Origin of the sequence: Sphingomonas sp. CROZ-RG-20F-R02-07, from assembly GCF_022662335.1 — a bacterium.
Classification (GTDB): domain Bacteria; phylum Pseudomonadota; class Alphaproteobacteria; order Sphingomonadales; family Sphingomonadaceae; genus Sphingomonas.
The window spans coordinates 324,389-344,965 of sequence record NZ_JAKNQJ010000002.1; the positions used below are offsets into that span (position 1 = coordinate 324,389).

Sequence of the window (20,577 nt, forward strand, 5' to 3'; positions counted from 1 at the left end):
TCCAAACGCGCGACGATCGCGATGGTGCCATCTGTCGATGCGACGAAACGTGGGGCGATCGCGGCGAATGACGGGGCGAGGCGTGTAACTCCGTGGAAACGCAGCAGAAAATTCAGCAGATTTGCGCTACATCAAGGATCGAGGGGTCAACGACATTCCTGGAGCTTCGATGCACGACGATATGGCTGTGCGCACCCGGCGCGCGCTTCTGAAGAACGGCTTGGCCCTGACCGGCGCGCTCGCGCTCACCGGCGCGGCTGGGGCCACTGAACGGCTGACCGGGCGCATGCTGCGCCCCGTTAGCCAGCCACCCCTCCCGTCCGCGCCGCTCACCTCGCCGCGCGCCATTCGCCCCGAACTCTTCCGCCGCGCGCTCACCGCGCTCAACCAGCACGGCGCCGCGATCCCGCATCGCGACAAGATCGCCATCGCCGATTTCACCGCCCCCTCGGCCCAGCCCCGCTTCCACATCGTCGACATGGTCGACGGCCGCAGCACCTCGTTCCTGGTCGCGCACGGCAGCGGTTCGGATCCGGCGCACAGCGGCTATCTGAAGCGCTTCTCGAACGATTTCGGTTCCAACGCCTCGTGCGAAGGCGCGTTCGTGGCGTCGGATTACTATGTCGGCAAACATGGCCGCTCGCAGCGGCTGGAGGGGCTGGACGAAACCAACGGCAATGCGCTCGGGCGCGGGATCGTGGTGCATTCGGCCTGGTATTCCAATCCCGACATGCTGCGCACGCACGGCATGCTGGGCCGCAGCCAGGGCTGCTTCGCCGTCGGCGAGCACGACCTGGATCAGGTCTTCGCCCAGCTCGGCTCGGGCCGGATGATCTATTCCGCCAAGGTGTGACGCGTCCATCGGCGGTGCGCCCGGCGCACACCGCCGACCAGGCCGGACCAGAGCAGATCGCCTGCGCCGGCATAGCCCAGGCCCAGATGGGGCGGCCGGACGGCGATCACGTCGGCCACCCCGATCGTTCCCGCCCGCAGCCCCGCCCGCCCGATTCGCGCCCAGCGCAGCGCGGTTTCCCAGCGGATCAGCCGGATATCCTCGGCCGAGCAGGACGGGTGGCTCGCCAGGAACGTGGCCTGCAGCGTCGCGATGCCCCAGCCCAGTGCCGCCAGCGTGGCGCGATCGGGCACGGGCAGCTTGGTCATGTTGTGGCGCACCAGCAGGTCTGCGATCTCCGCGGCGCGGTCGCCGAGCGTTGCCGCATGCGCCTCCGCCAGCACGCGGGCGGCGCTCGTCTCCATCGTGCCGACGAAGCGTTTCGAGATGCCGCCCGCATGCTGGCGGTAGACCAGGAGCGGCGTGTCGAGCCGCGCGATGCCGCCGAACGGGCGGATGCGGTGATACAGGTCGAAATCCTCGGCATAGAGCATCGCGGGCCGAGTGAAGGGATCGAGCCGCCGCGCCGCATCGGTACGCAGCATCACCGACGACCAGACGAGCGGGTTCTCGATCTGGCTCAGCCAAGCGATCAGCGCGGGGCTGGTGGTGACGGGATAGATCGACGGCGTGACCTTGCCGTCGGTCAGATAGTCGGCGGCGGTGCCCAGCAGGGCGATCTCGGGATGCGCGTCGAGATAGGCCACCTGCGCGGCGAAGCGGCCCGGCCGGCACAGATCGTCGTGATCGAGCGCGGCGATATAGCGCCCACGCGCCTCGGCCACCCCCCGGTTGCGCGCCAGCACCGGGCCGCCGTTACTGTCCTGTACGATCAGCCGCACGCGCGGGTCCGGCCAACGCGCCACGAACGCGGCGGTGTCGTCGGTCGAACGATCGTCCACCACGATCGCCTCGAAATCGCCGAAGCTCTGCGCGGCCAGGCTGTCGAGCGTTTCGCCGATCAGCTCGGCCGCATTGTAGGCGGCCATGACGACGCTGATCGTGGGGGCCGCGCTCACGCCGCGGCCCGCCGGCGTTCGCCGAGGATGCGATCGACGATCATCAGCCCGACGTCGTTCTGCCACAGCCACAGGCCGTTGGCCTGCCCCGAGAAGCTGGCCTCGCCGCCCAGCGTGCCCCAGGGCACGAAGCCGGCGGCGAGGCCGATCCCGAACGCGCCCGGGATCGCGTCGCCCGCGCCATCCACGATCCGGCAATGGCGATCGACCATGGGTCGCCCGGCCTGCGCCGCGAGCGGGATCGGCGCGCCCGTCACGTCCGCCAGAGGCAAAGCAAGCGGCCGGTATCCCAGCGCGGCGACGACCAGATCCGCGGACTGCACGATCCGGCGGGCCGCCGCGTCGTCGTCGCCGGTGATGCGGTGGAGCGCGACGCGCGGATCGGGCGCGCGGCCGTCGATCGCCAGCATCCGCAGCACGAGATCGCGCGCCTCCAGCCGGAAGCCCGCAAGCCGATAGACGAAGCCCGAGACCGGGCAGACATCGTCAGGCCCGAAATCGGTGAAGCCCTCCGCCCGCGCCGCCTCGATCGAGGGGTAGAAGGGCCGCAACGGCCGCCGGTGGAGCAGGGTGACCGCACCCGCACCCAGCGGCAGCGCGGGTTGCCCCTTCAACAGGCGCGCCACCGTCATCAGCGCGCTGGTCGAACCGCCGATGACTGCGATGCGCGGCGCGCGCCGGCCCGAAAGTAGATCGCTCATTTTTTCGAAGCCGCCGAGCGTCAGCACCTCGTCGGACTGGACGAGGCGACCCGCCGCCAGATCGAGGAGCCGCGCCCCGGCGACCTGCTGCGCGGCCAGCCGGTCGAGCGGCTGGTGACCGCCGGTCGCGACGACGATGTTGCGCGTCAGTCGGTCGAACTCATGCCCGTCCGCCTGGCGCCGAAGCCGCACGCTCCACAATCCATTGCCCACTTGCCGCGCGCCGATCGCGGCGTGACCCGTCAGCACGGTGCCGCCCGCCGCGCGCACGATCCCCGCGAGCGCCTGGCCCGTGGCGCGCAGCAGCGGCCCCACCTCGGCGAGCGGCACGCCCAGCGCGCCGGCATGCGCCGCCACTGCGCGCGCGGCCGGATGATCCGCCAGCGCGGCGATCTCGGGATGGATAGTGTCGCTCACCGCGGTGAGAAACGTCTCCGCGGTGGAATCGGAGGTGATCGCGTATCGCCCGAGCTGGCCGCCGCCGATTCCCGCATCGCGCTCCACCAGCACCAGCCCCTCGGCAAAGGCGGGAAACAGCCCCCGCCTGGTCGCCGCGGTCAGCAGCGCGGTGCCGGCCGGGCCGCCGCCCACGATCAGCACCTCGGCGACGGGCGACGGCGCGACTCGTGCGGGTTCGGCGCGGCGGCAGGCGCGCGCGAGCGCCCCGGCGGCGCGCGCCGCATCGGCGACGCTCATCGCATCGCTCATCGGCAGCGACAGCATGCGCGCCGCCAGCGCGTCCGCCACCGGCGTCGGCTCGATCGCGGCGGTCGCGCGGATCCAGGGCTGCTCGCCCAGATGCGGGCTGAAATAGGTGCCGCAGCCGACCCCCTCGGCCGCCATCGCCGCAACGATCGCGGCGCGCGCGCCGGCCAGCCGCTCGGGCAGCAGCACGGGCATGAACTGCATCGCGCGCCGTGCGCCACGGACGCGCTGAAGGGTGAAATCGCCGAGCGCGGCGCGGTACGCCGCCTCCAGCCCCGCGCGGTGGGCGCACACGCTATCGATCTCGCGCAGCTTGGCGCGGGCCATCACCGCGAGCACTTCGGGCAATTTGGCGTTGAGGCCCGGCAAGGTCGCGCTGCGGCCGCTCTCGAAGCCGAAATTCGCCATCGCGCGAAGCCGCGCGATCAGCCCCGCATCGCCGCTGTGGATCAGCCCCCCTTCGGCCACCGCGAACGTCTTGGTGGCCTGCATCGAATGGACCACGGCGAACGGCGCATCGGCACCGAAGCCCATGCCGGCATCGTCGCTCGTGCCGAGCGAGGATGCCGCATCGACGACCACGCCGATCCCGTGGCGCGCCTGCAACCAGGCATAGCGGTCGAGATCGATCGCGTTGCCGAACGTCGCATAGGGCACGATCGCGCCGATCCGCCGCCCGTGGACCGCGATCAAGCGGTCCTCGGCGCGCGCGCAGGCGCTCCAGTCGTCCGGACCGACGTCGCATACCAGCGGCGTCAGCCCCGCCCAGGAAGCCGCCTGCGCGGTGGCGGCGAAGGTGAGCGCGGGCATCAGCGCATAGGTGCCGGGCTGCGGGTCGAGCCAGGCGGCATGGCGGATCGCGATCATCAGCCCCAGCGTGGCATTGGCGACGGCCAGGCTCGCGCCGCGGCCGTCGAACAGCGCGTCGGTCACCTCCGCCTCGAACGCGCGCACTTCGGGGCCGTTGTTGCTGAACAGGCCCGAGGCCTCGACGCGGCGCAACGCCTCGCCCGCTTCGCTCAGCCGCGGCGGATTGGGGGCGATGAGGGGCAGGGGCGGCATAGGCGGATCCACGGCGAGGCACGTCGCCCCGCTATGTCGCGCCGCCTCCTAAGAAGCGGTTACGCAGGGCCGATCGCGCGGAACGGTTGAGGAGGGAGCGTGCGATAATCGGACCCGTTGGACCGATGCACAATCGGCCATGATGCGGAGCCGAAGCGGAACTCGCCATGTTCGTTTCCGGGCACTTTGTCGACCAGCCTGCCAGCCTCTGGCAATCCCGAACGCGTCATGCCAACCTGAAGCGACAGGAGGGCCGACCCTTGGCGACGATCGATCAGAGGACGGTGTTCGACGACCGGACCGACAGGCTGAAGGCATGGGAGATCGCGCTTGATAGCGACGGCTTGCCGGGTTTCGTCACCGAACGCCTGCGCGGCGCGGCGGCCGGGAGCGGGGCATGGGTCGCGACCATGACGCCGTCGGAACTGCTGCTGGCGCGGAGCCACGGCATTCGACCGATCGCGACGGTGTCGGGAACGTGCTGGTTCTACTATGGGCAGAGCTGGACGGAAGGGCACGCGCAGGGGTGGCACGAGGCGCTCGAGAGGATCCAGAGGGAAGCCGCGGCGGCGGGCGCCAACGCCGTCGTCGATGTCCGGCTGCGCACGCTGCGCCATGCCATGGGCGCCAGTATGGACTATACGCTCATCGGCACGGCGGTGCGGATCGAAGGGCTCGCGCCGAGCCCGCATCCGGTGATCGCGACCGTCCCCGCGCTCGAATTCGTGCGTCTGCTGGAGGCGGATATCGTGCCGGTCGGGATCGCGGTCGGCGCGCGCTACGACTGGCTGGGCAATCCCTATTCCGGCGGCGGAGACTGGACGGCGCTGTCCGACATCCAGGCCAAGCTGCGGTCGTTCCGCAGCATCCCCATCATGACGCTTACGGATTTCTGGGAGCGCATCCGGCGCGAGGCGCATGCCGATTTGCGTCAGAAGGCGGCGCGTCAGGGCAACGGCGTTCTTGCACACACGCATTTCGGCCAGTTGCTCCGGCGCGAGCGCGACAAGCAGCCGCCCGCCTATCTCGGGCGTCACATCGTGGTGGGGACGGTGGTGGACACCAGGCCCGGGGCCCGCGTGCCGCATCCGATCGAGATGGTCGTCGACATGCGCGACGGCCTGTCGCCGCTCCGCAGTCCAGACGGGCCGAAGCGGTCGGCCTATGAGAACGACGTGATGGATCAGGAGGGTGGGATTTGATGGCCGATCAACAGGGCATTCCGGAACATGCGCTCGCGCGTCTCGCGGGCCTGCGGCGCGAAGGCCATCCGGGCGGCGTGTTCACCTCGGATTTCTCGGTCAACGAGTTCCTCCTCGTCCGCAAGGCAGGCTTCGAACCCGTCGGACTCTGCGTCGGGTCGTGCATCTACCATCTCGGTTTCCAGATGGCGGGATGGGGCACGAGCGTCGAACTCGATGTGCTGAGCACGGCGATGTACGAGGCGCGGGCGCTGGCGATGGAACGCATGCGTCAGGAAGCGGCCAACATGGGGGCCGACGGCATCGTCGGCGTCCGCCTGACGGTCAAGCGGCTGGAATGGGACACCAAGGTGCTCGAATTCGTCGCGATCGGCACCGGAATCGTCCATGCCAAGGGGCACAAGGGGTTCAAGGGGCCGCGGGGCGAGCCGTTCACGTCCGCTTTGTCGGGCCAGGATTTCTGGACGCTGCTGCAGGCGGGTTATCGTCCGCTCGAGATGGTCATGGGCAGCTGCGTCTACCATGTCGCGCGGCGGGGGCCGTTCGCCTCGATGGGAAGCATCGGCCGCAACGTCGAACTGACCAACTTCAGCATCGCCCTCTACGAGGCGCGCGAGATCGCGATGGAGCGGATGCAACTGGAGGCGACGCAGGCCGGCGCCGAGGGCGTGGTCGGCGCGGACCTGCACGAGGGCAGCCACGGCTGGTCGAGCCATGTCATCGAATTCTTCGCGATCGGCACCGCCGTGCTGCCGATCGAGGGGCATGCTGCGACCGAGATTCCCGATCCCGCGCTGGTGCTCTCCGTGAATAGCTGATCCGAGGTCGTCGCCTCAGTTCGTGCCGCTCTCATATTTCAGTTCGAGGAACCGCCGCTGTGTCGCCAGTTCTTCGAAGGCGCCGCGGGCGAGCTGCACGGTCATGCGTCCGATCTCGTCGTCGATGACGCGAAGGCCATCGGCGAGTTGCGCGTCCGGGCTGCTTCCGCCATCTCGCGCGGAGGCTCGCATGCTTGACGGCACGCTCTGGTAGCCGCCGACGAGCGCCGGAATATCCGTCGCCAGGAGGCGCCTTACCGCATCGGCCGCAGGGCTGGCAGGGTCGAGCGCGCGCAGTTGCGGCGCCATGTCGCCGAGACGGAGGGAGATGGAGGCGATCGACGCGGCCGCCGCGTGTGGAAGCGATGGCTGCTGCCGATCGAGCCAGGTCGCGGTCTGCCGAGGAAGCGCATCGAGACTTGTCGTCCCGAGTTGCTCCGCCGAGACGGGACGATCCCGCGAGAGCATGGCGATGATGCTGCATGCCATGATGACCGCGATGAGGGTGACGATCACGCCTGCCGTGTGCAGCGACGCCACCTCGCTGTCGATCAACGTCGCAACGAGCAGGATGGCGGCCGTTGCCGATCCCATCCGCACGCCGGTTCGGACGTTCCTGCGTCGACGCCGTTCGTGCGCGATGCGCGCCTGCTCGCGGCCTTCGGGCGAGACGCGGTGTATCATGGCTTCCGCCTGCGAGCGCACTGGGAATCGATCCGACATGCCGTCCTTATCCACCAGTTCGGTGCCGGTTCTCAAGATCGGTGATGCGAGAGCAGGGCAGGGTGATGACGTAGATCGTGACGGGTTCTCTCCAGGTGGGGGAACATGAGCCGGCGCGCTGGGCGCAGCGACCTTACCCGCCTTGGGCGGTGCTTCCCCCGTCCGATCGTCCCTTCTGCCACGGCCAACGCCCATCGATTTCGACTTCGAGCGAGAAGCTCAGGAAGGTCCGGATGATGACGATGCCGGCCAGAACGAGGAGGCTCTCGATCGTCGGCTCCACCGCCACGGTGTTGATGATGTCGGCGGCGACCAGGAACTCCAGGCCGAGCAGGATCGATCGGCCGAGGCCAGAGCGAAAGTCGGCGACAAGCGTCGGCCGGCTCGTCGCGCCTCTGGCCAGCCCGATCAGAAAGGCCGCCAGCGTTCCGAACGCGCCCACGACGATGATGGCCGTGCCGACGATCTCGACGACACTCGTCGCCAGGTGGATCCAATAGGCTTCGTTCGTCATCATGGTGCCTCATGCCTCGACGGCATATCGGGCCGTGCGAGCAGCTCCGCCAGCCGGACCGGTCGGAAGTTCCGGGCATCGACGCCCACGTCATGCTGGCGGAGCATGGGCTTCAGCCTGCCATGGCTGTGGCCGTGCAGATTGATCGCGCGGCGGTGCTGGCCGTTCCAGCTCCTGAACGGATAATGGCAGAGGACCAGTCGGTGCCCGTCCTCCGTCAGTTCGACATAGTCGCCGACGCTTGCCCAGCCCGCCGCTTCGCCCGTCGCCACGGGATCGTTGTTGCCGCGGATCAGATGCTTGGTGCCGTTGAGACGGGAGAGCAGCGCCGCCACATCGGCCGGTCGCCGCGCCACATCCCCCAGGTGCCACACGACGTCGTCCGCCCCGACGATCGCGTTCCATGCCGTGACGAGCGCCTCGTCCATCTCGCCGACCGTGGCGAACGGCCGGCGATGGATGTTCAGCGTCCGATGATCGCCGAAATGGGTGTCGGCGGTGAAGAACAGCGCCATGGCCGCTCAAAGCATCTCGAGCGGCCGGCGGCCGCGTGGGGGCGGGAAGGCGGCTTCGAGCGCGGCCATGTCCTCGGCCGACAGCGCCAGATCGACGGCGGCGCGGTTCTCGCGGACATGCGCAGCGGTGCCCGCCTTGGGTATGGCGATCATGCCGCTCCGTCGCAACGTCCAGGCGAGGGCGACCTGCGCAGGGGTGGCGCCGATCGCCTCGGCGATCCTGCGGAGCGTCGTGTCGGCGACGAGGCGGCCCTGCTCCACCGGGCTGTACGCCATCGCCGGGAGGGCGCGGGCCTCCAGCCACGGCAGCAGGTCGTGCTCGGGGCCGCGGCGCGTGAGATTGTAGAGGATCTGGTCGACGGCGCAGCCATCGCCGCCGGCGGCGAACAGCTCCTCCATGTCGCGCGTGTCGAGATTGCTGACGCCCCAGTGGCGGATCTTGCCGGCCGTGCGCAACGCCTCCATCGCCTCGGCCGTCTCGCCGAGCGGCACCGACCCTCGCCAGTGCAGCAGGTAGAGATCGAGCCGGTCCGTTCCGAGCCGCCGCAAGCTCGCCTCGCAGGCCGCGCGCAGCCGCGCGCGCGACGCATTCTGGGGATAGGCCTTGCTGACGAGGAAAAACGTGTCGCGAACGTCGCGCAGCGCTTCGCCGATGAGTTCCTCGGCCGCGCCTTCGCCGTACATCTCCGCGGTGTCGATCAGCGTCATGCCGAGATCCACGCCCAGGCGTAACGCGGCGATCTCGTCCGACCGGCGATCGGGTCGCTCCCCCATCATCCACGTGCCCTGGCCCAGCGCGGGCACCTGTTCGCCGCCCGGTAACGACACTGTTCGCATGATCTGCCTCGGCTATCCTGTTGCAGCGGACAAACGAACGACGTCGCCGTCCGGTGCATGCCGGTCGATGACGCATGCGCCCAAATGATGAACGAGGGTCGCCTAGCGCGGCGCGGATCGAAGCGCCGCGCCAGATCGCGCTGCCATGAAGGCGGATCGTCGAACCCGATCAGTGCGTTAGCGTGAAAGGATGGGTCCGAAGAGGATGTGGACGTGGTCGCTGTCACGAAGATCATGGATGGCGTCCGCGCGCGATCCGATCGCGAGGTCGCGGCGCTGGGCGGTCCGCACGAGCGTATCGACGGGCCGCTCAAGGTCTGCGGCGTGGCCGATTTTCCGGGCGACACGATCCTGCCGGGCATGGCGCACGCTGCGCTGGCGGTCAGCGCGATCGCGTGCGGGCGGATCACCCAGATCTATCGGGAGGCCGCCACCGCTATGCCGGGCGTGCTGCTGGTCCTGACCTATGAGGATGTCGGCGAGGCGATAGCCCCGATCAAGCATCTGATGGCGGGCGGATGGGCGAACAGCAGTTGGCGGCCGCTGTCATCGCCCGCGATCCGCTATGCCGGGCAGATCGTCGCGCTGGTCGTCGCGGAAACGCCCGAGATCGCGGCAGCCGGAGCGGCGGCGATGCGCTTCGCCTATGCGGGCGAGCCGCCGGTGGCGACACTCGCCGACCCGCGCTGCACGACGCAGCCGCTGGCCGAGGTCGATCCCGAGCACATGGACCGCCGCAAGGGCGATCTGGACGCAGCATTGGCGCGCGCCGCGGTGCGGATCGACGCACGCTACACGACGCCGATCCAGCACCACAATCCGATCGAGCTGCCGAGCACGACGTGCGTCTGGGAGGGCGACACCCTGACCGTGCTGGAGCCCACGCGCTATATCGGGGCGGCGCAGCATGGTCTGGCGGCGCAATTCGGATTGAAGCCCGAGCAGGTGCGCATCGTCTCGCATTTCATCGGCGGGCATTTCGGCTCGAAGCTCGCGCTGTCGCAGCACACCGCGCTCTGCGCGCTGGCGGCGCGAAGGCTCGGGCGGCCGGTCAGGCTCGAGGTGAGCCGGCGCGACCAGTTCACCGTGGCGAATCACCGCACCGAGACCCGCCACCGCGTTCGCCTGGGCGCGACACGGGACGGCACGCTGCTCGGCGTCGGCCACGATGCGGCGACAGCATCCTCGCGCTTCGACGATTTCGCGATGGAGGGCACCGACGTCTCCACCGCGATCTATGCCGCCGAGGCGGTGGCGGGGCACGAGCGGTTGGGCCGGGTCGACCGCAACACGCCGGGGCCGATGCGCGCGCCGCCCGAGGTGCCGTTCCTCTTCGCGATGGAAAGCGCGATGGACGAACTGGCGCATGCGCTCGCCATGGATCCCATAGAGCTGCGCCGCCGAAACGACACGCTGGCCGATCCGGTGACGGGCAAGCGCTTCACGACGCGCCCGCTGATGCGGTGCTTCGATGCGGCGGCCCAGGCGTTCGGCTGGTCGAGCCGGATCGCCCAGCCGCGGGCGACGCTGCGGGACGGCTGGTGGATCGGCCATGGCTGCGCGGCGGCGGCGCGCCCGGTGAAGATCGGGCCCGCGAGCCTCCGGATCGCGCAGGACGCGACGGGCGCGGTGCGGATCGAGACCGCGCATCACGAAATCGGCAACGGCCTCTACACGCTGCTGGCGACGATCGCGTCCGAGCGGCTGGGCGTGCCGCTGGGCGCGGTGACGGTCGCGCTGGGCGATACGCGGCTGCCGCCCGCGGGCATCTCGGGCGGGTCCTCGACCACCACCAGCTTGGCGAACGCGCTCGCCGAGGCGTGCGCGGCGCTCAAGCGGCAACCCGACGGCGCGCGCGAGGTGGCGTTCGATTATGTGCCGGCAGGCGCGGGCTGCGATGCGCTCGACGAGCTTCGCGCAGGGCACATCAAGCTGCTGACATTGCCCAAGGACCAGCTCGCCTGGGCATTCGGCGCGCACATGATCGAGGCGCACGTCCATGCGGCGACCGGCGAAATTCGCATCCCGCGCCATGTCGGCGCGTTTGCCGCGGGCCGCGTGCTTAATCCCCTCACGGCGCGCAGTCAGTATCTGGGCGGCATGGCCTGGGGGCTGAGCTCCGCGCTGCTGGAGAAGACCGAGGTCGATCCGCGGACCGGCGTCTATCTCAACCGCGACCTGGCGGAGTATCTCGTGCCCACCGCGGCCGACATCGCCGAACAGGTGGTCGTGATGGTGCCCGACGACGATCCGACGGTGAACCGCGAAGGCATCAAGGGGCTCGGCGAGATCGGCATCATCGGCGTCGCCGCCGCGGTGGCCAACGCCGTCTTCAACGCGACGGGCGTGCGCGTCCGCGACCTGCCGATCCGGGGCGAGATGCTGCTCGATTGAGTCGCGTCGGCTGGACCGCGCGATTGTTGAACGGGCCATGCTTTGGGCGCCGCGAACGGTCTGTGCCGAGCGTCGATGACGCACGGCACCATCGTCAGGCCTGGGCAGAGGCTGCCGCGACCTCCCGTTCGGCCTGGACGAACCCATAGGCGGGAACGATCTCGCCGGTGCGATCGACAAGCGCCGGCCAATGGGCGATGACATGCTCGCCGGCATCGTCGCGGGGCGCCTGCAACCCCGCCGTGAGCGTGACATGCGCTGCGGCGAAATGGCCGGCGCCGGCGCACAGGATCGCGCGGGTGGGCGCGTCGTCCTCGACCAGCGCCAGCAACGCCGGACTGACGAGTGCCGGATCGAGCAGCGCGAGGCTTTCGGGTGGAAGGACGCCCTCCGTCATTCCGGTCGCCGCGGTGGGCGCAAGGCAGTTGACGCGGATGCCGTATTTTTCGCCTTCGATCGCCAGCGTCTGCATCAGGCCCACCAGCGCCATCTTCGCCGCAGCGTAGTTCGCCTGACCGAAATTGCCGTACAGGCCGGACGAGGAGGTGGTCATCACGATGCGCCCGAAGCGCGCCTCGCGCATCGGCTCCCACACCGCCTTGCAGCAGACCGCCGCGCCCATCAGGTGGACGTCGATCACGGCGCGAAAGTCGGCGATGCTCATCTTGGCAAAGCTTTTGTCGCGCAGGATGCCGGCATTGTTGACGAGGACATCGACGCGTCCCCAGCGGGCGAGCGTCGCCGCCACCATCTCTGACACCGCGGCCTCGTCGGTCACCGATCCTGCCGCCCCGATCGCCTCGCCGCCTGCCGTGACGATGGCATCGACGACCTTGGCCGCGGCATCATCCGACAGATCGTTGACGACCAGCCGCGCGCCCTTGCTCGCCAGATACATCGCATGGGCGCGCCCCAGTCCGCCTCCCGCTCCGGTCACGATCGCGACACGACCCCGTATCGACATCCCCGTCTCCTCGAATTTGCCGCCGTTTAGCCCTGGCGACGGACACTATCAAGAGAGTGAATATCAGGCTATCATTCGGTGGGGCGGCGGCAGATCTCGATGAAGCCTGCGGCCATGAAGCTCGCCATCCGCTGCTTGATGGCGACGAAATCGTCCGAGCGGTTCATCCCGTTCGACAGCTTGTCGATGCGCCCGGTTCGCGCGAGCGTCAGCATCAGCGCACCGGTGACGAAGTGATAGCCCCAGAAGATGTCGGCTTCGGCACAGTCGGGCAACGCGCGTCGCAGCAGGCGGACGAGGCGGAGGACCACCGGATCGAAATGCTGGTCCATCAGGTCGGCGCCCCAATGCGGTGTGTTCGCCACCTGAGCGCCGAGCTTCGCGTAATTGCGCCAGCCCTCGTCGCCTTCGATGTAGAGATCGAGATCGGTGTCGAGAAACGCCCGCAGCGCACCCTCCACGGTGGGCGCGTCGCCCGCTTCGCGCTCATAGGCGTCGAGCGCATGCATCCGCCGTTCGCTGGTCACGACCGCGCGGCGCGCGAACACCGCGTCGAACAGCGCTTTCTTGTCCGTATAATAATAGTTGAGCAGCGTGTGGTGGACGCCGACCTGCTTGGCCACGTCCTTCAACGTCACGCCGTACAGCCCGTGTTCGGCGAACAACGCTTCGGCCGCGTCGAGGATCTGCTCCGTCATCGCGGCACGTTGCTCCGCTTTTCGCGATCGGCGGACGGGTTTGGCTGCTTCGGTCACGCCCTTCGCCTTCCAGCTCGCCGGCGGTGCGTCAAGCCGCCGCCGTCGTGCCGCCGAATATTCACACACGAGAGAGCGTCCATTGACAAGTCGGATGCGGCGTTCATGATGGCGGAAAGCGGCAAAGCATCGCGAGGAGAGGATTTTGGTAGCCGACAGGGCCATACGGACGGTCGCGTCCGATCGCGCCGGAAGACCCGTGCGTCGCTGGCTGGTGCTGGCGATGCTGACCTTCGTTTACGTTCTCAATTTTCTCGATCGGCAGTTGCTCGGCATCCTGGCCAAACCGATCCAGGATTCGCTTCATATCACCGATGGGCAGCTCGGGTTGATCGGCGGCTTCTACTTCGCCCTGTTCTACTGTTTCATCGCGGTGCCGGTAGGCTGGTTCGCCGACAAGACCAATCGCGTCGCGATCGTGTCGCTCGCCTGCGCGATCTGGAGCGGCGCGACCACCGCTTGCGGCCTGGCTGCCAGCTATCCGCAACTCGTCGCGGCGCGGATGGTCGTCGGCTTCGGCGAGGCGGGGGGCGTGCCGCCCTCCTATGCGATCATCACCGACACCTATCCGCCCGGACGGCGCGCCACCGCGCTGAGCCTTTACAATCTGGGACCGCCGATCGGCGCCGCGCTCGGCATCGCCTTCGGCGGCTGGATCGCGGCGACCTTCGACTGGCGCCGCGCCTTCGTCGCCATCGGATTGGTCGGCATGGTGACGGCGATCGTCGTCCGCCTCGTGGTGCGCGAACCGGTGCGCGGCGGCCTCGACCCATCCTCCGCGCACCCGCAAGGCGGTGGTGTGTTCTGGGGCACGGTGCGGATGTTCGTCACCAGCCCGGTGCTGATGCTGGTCGCGCTGGCGAGCGGCGCGACCCAGTTCGTCACTTATGGGCTGGGCAATTTCGCCGTCCTCTTCCTCATGCGGGAAAAGGGGATGCGGCTCGAACAGGTCGCGATCTGGTATGCGCTGGTCGTCGGGGTCGGCATGGCCGCCGGCATCTTCGCCTCCGGCCGCATCCTCGACCGGCTGACCCGCCGCTCGCGCGTGGCTTATGCGGCCGTGCCGGCGGTGTCGTTGGCGGGCGCGCTGCCCTTCTATCTCGGTTTCGTCTGGGCGCCGGGCTGGCCGCTGGCGCTGGTGCTGCTGGCGGCGGCGATGTTGCTCAACTATTTCTACCTCTCCGCCGCGGTCACGCTGGTGCAGGAGGAGGTGCGGCCCGACCAACGCGTGCTGTCGGGGGCGTTGCTGCTGCTCATCATGAACTTCATCGGGCTGGGGCTCGGCCCGACCTGGGTCGGCTGGGCGAGCGACTGGTTCGCCGCGCAGGGCCACGCCCACGCGCTGCAGCTCGCCCTCTACACCCTCGCGCCCTGCTACATCGTGGCCATCCTGCTGTTCGCCTGGCTTGCCCGCATTCTCCACCGGTCGAATCATTCCCGAAAGGTCGTCGCATGACTCCGTTCCGTCGCCTGCTCGCCGCCTCCTGTCTTCTGCTTCCCGCTCCCGTGCTCGGCCAGAGCGGCGCCCCGGTCGTCACGGCGCCCGCTGGCGCGATGGCCGGCATGACGCAGGGCGATCTCCGCGTGTTCCAGGGGATACCCTACGCACAACCGCCGGTGGGGGCGCTGCGCTGGAAGCCGCCGATGCCGATGACGCGCTGGCAGGGCGTGCGACAGACGACCGCCTTCGGTCCCGCCTGCGTCCAGCCGCAGGGCGGCCCCGCGTCGGTCTATTCGCCGGCGGCGCCGCTGCCGGTCAGCGAGGATTGCCTGACGCTCAACATCTGGGCGCCCGCGCACGCGGAACGCGCGCCGGTGTTCTTCTGGATCCATGGCGGCGCGCTGGTGACCGGATCGAGCCGCGAGCCGCTCTACGAGGGCCGACGCCTGGCCGAGCGCGGCGCGGTGGTGGTGTCGATCAACTATCGGCTCGGTGTGCTTGGCTGGATGGCGCATCCCGGGCTGAGCGCGGAGTCCCCGGCGTATATTTCGGGCAACTACGGCCTGATGGACCAGATCGCCGCGCTGCAATGGGTGAAGCGCAACATCGCCGCGTTCGGCGGCGATCCGGCCAATGTGACGATCGCCGGCGAATCCGCGGGCGCGCTCAGCGTCCTATACCTGATGAGTTCGCCCCCCGCGCACGGCCTCTTCGCCAAGGCGGTGTCCGAAAGCGGCTATATGATTGCGATGCCCGCGCTCAAGCGCAGCCTCTATGGCGCGCCCTCGGGGGAAGCGGCGGGGCAGATGCTCGGCGCTGCGCTGCATGCCCCCGACATCGCCGCGCTGCGCGCCCTCGATGCGCAGGCGCTGACCGATGCGGCGGCGAAGGGCGGGTTCGGGCCTTGGGGGCTGGTCGACGGCAAGCTGTTGCCCGAACAGATGGTCGACGCGTTCGATGCCGGGCGGCAGGCCAAGGTGCCGCTGCTGGTCGGCTTCAACCAGGGGGAGATCCGGTCGCTCAAGATGCTGGCGCCCAAGGTGCCCGGAACGCCGGCCGACTATGAACGGATGATCCATGAACGCTATGGCGAACTCGCCGATGCGTTCCTGCGGCTGTATCCGTCGGCGACGATGCAGGAGAGCGTGTACGCGACCACGCGCGACGCGCTTTACGGCTGGACCGCGCAGCGCATGGCGATCAAGCAGACCGCGATCGGCGAGCCCGCCTATCTCTACCTGTTCGATCATGGCTATCCGGCTGCCGACGGGGCCGGGCTGCACGCCTTCCACGCCAGCGAACTGCCGTTCGTGTTCGGCAATATCGACCGTACGCCGCCGCGCTGGCCCGCGATCCCCGACACGGCCGGGGAACATGCGCTGGCAGACGCGATGGTCGGCTATTGGACCAGCTTCGCGCGCGACGGCCGGCCGAGCGCGCCCGCTGCGCCGGCGTGGCCGGCTTATGGCACCGAGGGCCGCTTCCTCCATGTCACCGACACACCGCGGGCCGAAGCCGGTCTGATGCCGGGCATGTACATGCTGACCGAGCAGATGGTGTGTCGCCGCCGCGCCGACGGCAAACAGCCATGGAACTGGAATGCGGGGCTTGCCGCCCCCAAGCTGCCGCCGGCGACCCCGCGCTGCCCCTGATCCGGAAGGATCAGCGGCCGATCACCGCCCCGGTGATCCGGCCGGCGGCATAGTCGGCCCGGAGCCGCGCCTTGTCGATCTTGCCGGTTGCGGCGAGCGGCATGGGCGCGACTTCGGCGATCTCGGCGGGGATCCACCAATCCGCGACCTCGCCGCGGAGCAGCCCGAGAAGCATGGCCGGGTCCAGCCGCTCCGCCATCTCGACGATCAGCACCGGCCGCTCGCCCCATTTGGCATCGGCGCGGGCGATCACCGCGACGTGGCGGATCGCCGGATGGCGGCCGATCACCGTCTCGATCTCGGTCGGGTTGATCCACTCCCCACCCGATTTGATCAGATCCTTGGCACGCCCGTTGATCGTGAGGTTGCCGTCCGCATCGATGGTGGCCAGGTCGCCGGTGTCGAAATAGCCGTCCGCGTCGAGCAGCGACACGTCGGACTTGTAATAACGGTCGATGACGCTCTGCCCCTTGACCCACAGCCGCCCCTCGACGCCGCGCTGCTCGGCCAGGGTCGCGCCTTCGGCATCGGTCAGCTTCAGGTCGACGCCGATGATCGGCCGCCCCGAGCCCGTCGATGCGCCGGGCACGTCGCCCGGGGGCGCGATCGTGCCGGTCGGCGACAATTCGGTCATGCCCCAGCTCGTCTGCACGCTGGCGCCGAGGATGTTCTCCATATGGCGGATCAACGCGTCGGGGCATTTCGAGCCACCGATCACGACGCGACGCAGCGAGGGGAGGGCGATCCCATGCGCCTCGACATGATCCGTCAGGCCCAGCCAGACGGTCTGCACGCCCACCGCCACCGTCACGCCCTCGTCGCGGATCAGCCGGGCGAGGCTGGCCCCGTCGAGAACGCGGCCGGGCAGGACCAGCTTGGTTCCGGCCGCCGGCGCCGCAAACGGCAGGCCCCAGCCATTGGCGTGAAACATGGGAACGCCGAGCAGCAGGACGTCGCTGGCGGTCAACGCGATCGAGTCCGCCTGCAACGTGCGCAGCGTGTGCAGATAGTTCGACCGATGGGTGTAGACGACGCCCTTGGGTGGCCCCGTCGTTCCCGAGGTGTAGCAGAGGCCCGCGGGCGTCTCTTCGTCGAACCCGCCCCAGGCACGGGACGCGCCGTGTTCGCGCAGCAGCGCCTCATACGCGATCGCCCCGTCGGGGGCGGGCGCGTCGTCGCGGGAGTCGAGCACGATGACCTGTTCGACCGTGGGGCAATGCGGCGCCAGTTCGCGCCACAGGGGCATTAGGTCTGCGGCGACCGCGATCATCCGATCCTCGGCCTCGCGGATCATGCCGACCAGATGCGCCGTCGACAGGCGCGGGTTGAGGGTGTGGCACACCATCCCCGCGCCCATGACGGCATAATAGAGTTCGAGATGGTGCAGCGTATTCCAGGCAAGCGTCGCCACCCGATCGCCCGGCCTCAATCCCATATGGCCCAGCGCGCCCGACAGGCGATTGCTCCGCTCATGCATCGCGGCATAGCCGATCCGCCGAACGCCGGTGCCATGGGCGGCCTCGACGACCTCCCGATCACCGAACCATTTCGCCGCGTGATCGAGGAATTTATCAACGGTCAGAGAATAGGGTTGCATAGATATTGTCGCATGAGATCCCGTTGAAAAGACCGGCCGCAAAAGGATATCGCGGCCGGAGACCGGGGAGATCAGAAGGTCTTCAGGATCTTGACACCGTACTGGCGCGGCGGTCCCGCGAAGTCGAGGCTGCTGTTCAGCGCGGCGACATAATGCTGGTTGGTCAGGTTGGTCGCATAGCCGGTGACGGTGAAGCTGCCATGCGTGAAAGCCAGCTGTGCCGCGAGGATGTTGCGTTCACCTAAACGGTCGCCGAGTTGCGGGTTCTCGAACAAGGTCGCCCATTGTGGCGCGATGTGCCCGAAGTTCACGCGCGGCGTCAGCTTGTCGCCATTGCCGAACTCGAAGTCATATTGCGCCCCGGCGTTGATGGTGAAGTTGGGCGCATAGGTTTGTTCGCGCCCCTTCAGATCGATGCACGAAGCGCTGGCAGGACCGGCGGCGATGCTGCACGCCGTTGGTGCCGGGAGGCGGGAGTCGGTCGCGAAGAACTGGCCGAGGCTGCTGTGCAGGACGTTGACGCCGAAATCGAAGGAGAAGTGGCCGAACTTGACGTCGGCGTCCGCTTCGGCGCCGTAGATCTTGGTCGAATTGGGCACATTGACCTCGATCCCGAACACGGGAATCGTCGGATAGCCGATGATGACCTGGAAGCCCTTGAAGTCATTGTAGAAGCCATCAACCGTGGTGCGGATATGGCCGCCCGCGAAATTGGCCTTCCAGCCGGCCTCGTAGGACTGGACGCGCTCGGACCCGAACGGCGCCGGGATGCCGAGCCCGACGGGCGTGTTGAGACCGCCGGGTTTGAACCCCGTCGCCACGAACCCGTAGAGGTAATTGTTGCGGTCGACCTGCCAGCCGAGCGAGGCCTTGTACGAGAAGTTGTTCGACGTGACGGTCTGCTGGTCCGGCAGATAAACGCCATATTGCAGAATATCGACCGTATTCGTCGACCGGCTGGCGGTGTAGCGCCCGCCGAGTTCCAGCTTCAGCGTCGGCGTGATCTTGAAGCCGACCTGACCATAGACGGCGAGCGACCGCTCGGGGTTGCGGCCCTGCAAGCGGTATTCCGTCTTCGGCGCCCCGAGCGGCGCACCGATCACGAACTGATAGGGAGAGAGGAAGAAATAGCTGTTCCACAGGCCGAACACGCCGGCCAGATAGGTCAGCCGCCGATCATCGGGGGAGATCAGGTTGAATTCCTGGCTGAACTGCGTCTCCGTCACGCTGTCGAAGAAGTAGGAATTGCCGGTCGCGGTGCCGTCCAGATCGGCCATATACTGGGTATTGCCGTTCGAAAAGCCGCTGACCGAGCGGAGCTTCAGGCCGCTGTCGAACTGGTAGTCGATCCGCAGAATGGAGCGCACGAACTTGTCGCGGGCGCCTTGCGGCGAATTCGCCGTGATGTTGAACAGATCGCGGGCATTGGGGTTCGGCGTGGTCGTGCCCGGCAGGACCGCGAACCGGTCGGTATAGGGATCGGCCGGATAGGCCCCCATGTCGAGATAGTCGATGTCGGTTTTCGACAGGACCGACAGGTTCGCGGTCGGCTTCCACAACAGGCTGAAACGGCCGGCGATCTCGCGCACGTCACCCTTGTTGCCGTTGTACGCGCCGCCGTTCGGCCCGGTGATGGTGTAGAAGGAATCGCGCCGTTCGCCGTAGAAGGCGGCACGGGCGGCCAGCGTGTCGCTGATGGGGATGTTGACCGCGCCCTGGCCGCCAAGATCGTTGTAGTTGCCATAATTGGCATTGAAATAGCCGTGGTAACCACCGCCGACGATCGGATCGGCCGTGTTGACGAACACCGCGCCGCCGGTGGAATTCTGGCCGACGACGGTCCCCTGCGGCCCGCGAAGGACCTGAACGTCGGCGATATCGAAATAGGGCTCCTCCTGGAAATAGCCCGGAAAGGTCGGCGCTCCGTCGCGATAGGTGATGACGCCGGTGGTTGTCTGGGTGTTGTGCTCACCCTTGCCGATGCCGCGTATGTTGAACTCCAGGCCTTGCCCGAAATTGTTCACCACGACCGACGGCATCGCGAACTGCAGCGCATCGACCGCGACGACGCCCTTGTTGGCGAGATCGGCGCCCGACAATACCGAGGCGGCAACGGGCGTGGTCATCAGGTTTTCATTGCGGCGCAGCGCCGTCACGACGATGTCGTGACCGGGATCGCTCTGGCTGCTTTCCGCCGCAGCGGTGGTGTCCGTTTGTGGCGCACCAGATTGCGCCGAATCGGTGGACGACGGTGCGGTTTGCGCAACGGCGCTCCCGCACCAGACAAGGGCGAACGCCGACACGCCGAAGCGGATTGCACGAGCCTTCATAGCGGGACTCCTCTCCATCTGACCAACCGCGCACACTTCCGGACGCGTTGGGGCCAAACTACCCGAAGCCAAGCCGAAATCAACCCTCTCTCACGCGATAGTGAAACGAACGGGTATCACGAGGGCGATATGCGCGAGCGCGACGTCACGGAGATGGGGGGCAAGAACGTAGGACGCATTTTCGCGAAGAAGGCGCTGGCGCGTCACGGCAGGGCGCCAGGCGCGGCCGGATCGATCCCCAGACATGGCGTGCCGGGAGCGCGCATCTCCGGTCCATCGGCCAGAATGGAAGGGCCGATCCTCAATGTGACGATCAAATGGTCTTACCGATACGTCAGCGGGTCGCGTCGCCGTTTCTCACGGGTCCGATCACGAAGCCATGGTGCCCGGGGACGGATTCGAACCGCCGACACTGCGATTTTCAGTCGCATGCTCTACCAACTGAGCTACCCGGGC

The 20,577-nt window shown here is 68.2% G+C and carries 16 protein-coding genes and 1 tRNA gene; 6 read left to right on the forward strand and 11 right to left on the reverse strand.

What is annotated here, in order from left to right:
* Window positions 1-169: 169 nt before the first annotated feature.
* Window positions 170-853 (forward strand): murein L,D-transpeptidase catalytic domain family protein, encoded by a 684-nt coding sequence (locus L8H00_RS05350; RefSeq protein ID WP_242096197.1) that lies wholly within the window; start codon window positions 170-172, stop codon window positions 851-853.
* On the opposite strand, the gene L8H00_RS05355 is transcribed toward L8H00_RS05350, so the two are convergent.
* Entirely contained in the window at window positions 835-1,911 is a 1,077-nt protein-coding gene (locus L8H00_RS05355; RefSeq protein WP_242096198.1) for a glycosyltransferase family 2 protein, read from the reverse strand. The two genes, L8H00_RS05350 and L8H00_RS05355, sit on opposite strands and share 19 nt — an antisense overlap.
* On the reverse strand, window positions 1,908-4,379 hold the full coding sequence (locus tag L8H00_RS05360) for a DegT/DnrJ/EryC1/StrS family aminotransferase (protein WP_242096199.1): 2,472 nt from the start codon (window positions 4,377-4,379) through the stop codon (window positions 1,908-1,910). Before L8H00_RS05360 ends, L8H00_RS05355 begins: the two co-directional genes overlap by 4 nt.
* Before the next feature lie 260 nt (window positions 4,380-4,639).
* On the opposite strand from L8H00_RS05360, the gene L8H00_RS05365 reads away from it, so the two are divergent.
* Complete coding sequence (locus L8H00_RS05365; RefSeq protein ID WP_242096200.1) at window positions 4,640-5,581, forward strand: heavy metal-binding domain-containing protein; 942 nt, start codon at window positions 4,640-4,642, stop codon at window positions 5,579-5,581.
* The gene (locus L8H00_RS05370; RefSeq protein WP_242096201.1) at window positions 5,581-6,399 is read left to right on the forward strand and encodes a heavy metal-binding domain-containing protein; all 819 of its coding nucleotides are present in this window, start codon (window positions 5,581-5,583) and stop codon (window positions 6,397-6,399) included. Before L8H00_RS05365 ends, L8H00_RS05370 begins: the two co-directional genes overlap by 1 nt.
* 15 nt (window positions 6,400-6,414) lie before the next feature.
* On the opposite strand, the gene L8H00_RS05375 is transcribed toward L8H00_RS05370, so the two are convergent.
* From L8H00_RS05375 to L8H00_RS05390, 4 genes are all read right to left on the reverse strand, one after another.
* Window positions 6,415-6,999, reverse strand: a complete 585-nt coding sequence (locus tag L8H00_RS05375) for a hypothetical protein (RefSeq protein ID WP_242096202.1) — start codon at window positions 6,997-6,999, stop codon at window positions 6,415-6,417.
* A gap of 256 nt (window positions 7,000-7,255) precedes the next feature.
* Window positions 7,256-7,639 carry a DUF1622 domain-containing protein gene (locus tag L8H00_RS05380; protein WP_242096203.1) on the reverse strand — a complete coding sequence of 128 codons (384 nt, stop codon included), beginning with the start codon at window positions 7,637-7,639 and terminating at the stop codon, window positions 7,256-7,258.
* Window positions 7,636-8,151 carry a metallophosphoesterase family protein gene (locus L8H00_RS05385; RefSeq protein ID WP_242096204.1) on the reverse strand — a complete coding sequence of 172 codons (516 nt, stop codon included), beginning with the start codon at window positions 8,149-8,151 and terminating at the stop codon, window positions 7,636-7,638. The genes L8H00_RS05380 and L8H00_RS05385 overlap by 4 nt, the downstream gene beginning before the upstream one ends.
* 6 nt (window positions 8,152-8,157) lie before the next feature.
* Window positions 8,158-8,988: an aldo/keto reductase gene (locus L8H00_RS05390; RefSeq protein WP_242096205.1), complete on the reverse strand. Its 831-nt coding sequence runs from the start codon at window positions 8,986-8,988 to the stop codon at window positions 8,158-8,160.
* A gap of 213 nt (window positions 8,989-9,201) precedes the next feature.
* Between L8H00_RS05390 and L8H00_RS05395 the strand changes: the two genes are divergently transcribed.
* A complete protein-coding gene (locus L8H00_RS05395) occupies window positions 9,202-11,382 on the forward strand; it encodes a xanthine dehydrogenase family protein molybdopterin-binding subunit (RefSeq protein WP_242096206.1) in 2,181 nt (726 codons plus the stop codon).
* A 94-nt stretch (window positions 11,383-11,476) separates the two neighbouring features.
* On the opposite strand, the gene L8H00_RS05400 is transcribed toward L8H00_RS05395, so the two are convergent.
* Complete coding sequence (locus tag L8H00_RS05400; protein WP_242096207.1) at window positions 11,477-12,346, reverse strand: SDR family NAD(P)-dependent oxidoreductase; 870 nt, start codon at window positions 12,344-12,346, stop codon at window positions 11,477-11,479.
* Between the two features lie 71 nt (window positions 12,347-12,417).
* On the reverse strand, window positions 12,418-13,044 hold the full coding sequence (locus L8H00_RS05405; protein ID WP_242096208.1) for a TetR/AcrR family transcriptional regulator: 627 nt from the start codon (window positions 13,042-13,044) through the stop codon (window positions 12,418-12,420).
* A gap of 256 nt (window positions 13,045-13,300) precedes the next feature.
* Between L8H00_RS05405 and L8H00_RS05410 the strand changes: the two genes are divergently transcribed.
* Together L8H00_RS05410 and L8H00_RS05415 are read left to right on the forward strand one after the other, a co-directional pair.
* Window positions 13,301-14,557, forward strand: a complete 1,257-nt coding sequence (locus L8H00_RS05410; RefSeq protein ID WP_242096209.1) for an MFS transporter — start codon at window positions 13,301-13,303, stop codon at window positions 14,555-14,557.
* Window positions 14,554-16,194 (forward strand): carboxylesterase family protein, encoded by a 1,641-nt coding sequence (locus L8H00_RS05415; protein ID WP_242096210.1) that lies wholly within the window; start codon window positions 14,554-14,556, stop codon window positions 16,192-16,194. The genes L8H00_RS05410 and L8H00_RS05415 overlap by 4 nt, the downstream gene beginning before the upstream one ends.
* Before the next feature lie 10 nt (window positions 16,195-16,204).
* Here L8H00_RS05415 and L8H00_RS05420 read toward each other — a convergent pair whose 3' ends face one another.
* From L8H00_RS05420 to L8H00_RS05430, 3 genes are all read right to left on the reverse strand, one after another.
* Window positions 16,205-17,791, reverse strand: coding sequence for an AMP-binding protein (locus tag L8H00_RS05420; protein ID WP_242096211.1), 1,587 nt, complete (start codon window positions 17,789-17,791; stop codon window positions 16,205-16,207).
* A gap of 71 nt (window positions 17,792-17,862) precedes the next feature.
* Window positions 17,863-20,121 (reverse strand): TonB-dependent receptor, encoded by a 2,259-nt coding sequence (locus L8H00_RS05425; protein WP_242096212.1) that lies wholly within the window; start codon window positions 20,119-20,121, stop codon window positions 17,863-17,865.
* 380 nt (window positions 20,122-20,501) lie between these two features.
* A tRNA-Phe gene (locus L8H00_RS05430) sits at window positions 20,502-20,577 on the reverse strand.

Excerpts from the sequence above, each read along its gene's own strand:
- L8H00_RS05350 (WP_242096197.1), top strand. The coding sequence starts at position 170 with ATGCACGACGATATGGCTGTGCGCACCCGGCGCGCGCTTCTGAAGAAC.
- L8H00_RS05360 (WP_242096199.1), bottom strand. The coding sequence starts at position 4,379 with ATGCCGCCCCTGCCCCTCATCGCCCCCAATCCGCCGCGGCTGAGCGAA.
- L8H00_RS05370 (WP_242096201.1), top strand. The coding sequence starts at position 5,581 with ATGGCCGATCAACAGGGCATTCCGGAACATGCGCTCGCGCGTCTCGCG.
- L8H00_RS05380 (WP_242096203.1), bottom strand. The coding sequence starts at position 7,639 with ATGATGACGAACGAAGCCTATTGGATCCACCTGGCGACGAGTGTCGTC.
- L8H00_RS05385 (WP_242096204.1), bottom strand. The coding sequence starts at position 8,151 with ATGGCGCTGTTCTTCACCGCCGACACCCATTTCGGCGATCATCGGACG.
- L8H00_RS05390 (WP_242096205.1), bottom strand. The coding sequence starts at position 8,988 with ATGCGAACAGTGTCGTTACCGGGCGGCGAACAGGTGCCCGCGCTGGGC.
- L8H00_RS05400 (WP_242096207.1), bottom strand. The coding sequence starts at position 12,346 with ATGTCGATACGGGGTCGTGTCGCGATCGTGACCGGAGCGGGAGGCGGA.
- L8H00_RS05405 (WP_242096208.1), bottom strand. The coding sequence starts at position 13,044 with ATGACGGAGCAGATCCTCGACGCGGCCGAAGCGTTGTTCGCCGAACAC.
- L8H00_RS05415 (WP_242096210.1), top strand. The coding sequence starts at position 14,554 with ATGACTCCGTTCCGTCGCCTGCTCGCCGCCTCCTGTCTTCTGCTTCCC.
- L8H00_RS05420 (WP_242096211.1), bottom strand. The coding sequence starts at position 17,791 with ATGCAACCCTATTCTCTGACCGTTGATAAATTCCTCGATCACGCGGCG.
- L8H00_RS05425 (WP_242096212.1), bottom strand. The coding sequence starts at position 20,121 with ATGAAGGCTCGTGCAATCCGCTTCGGCGTGTCGGCGTTCGCCCTTGTC.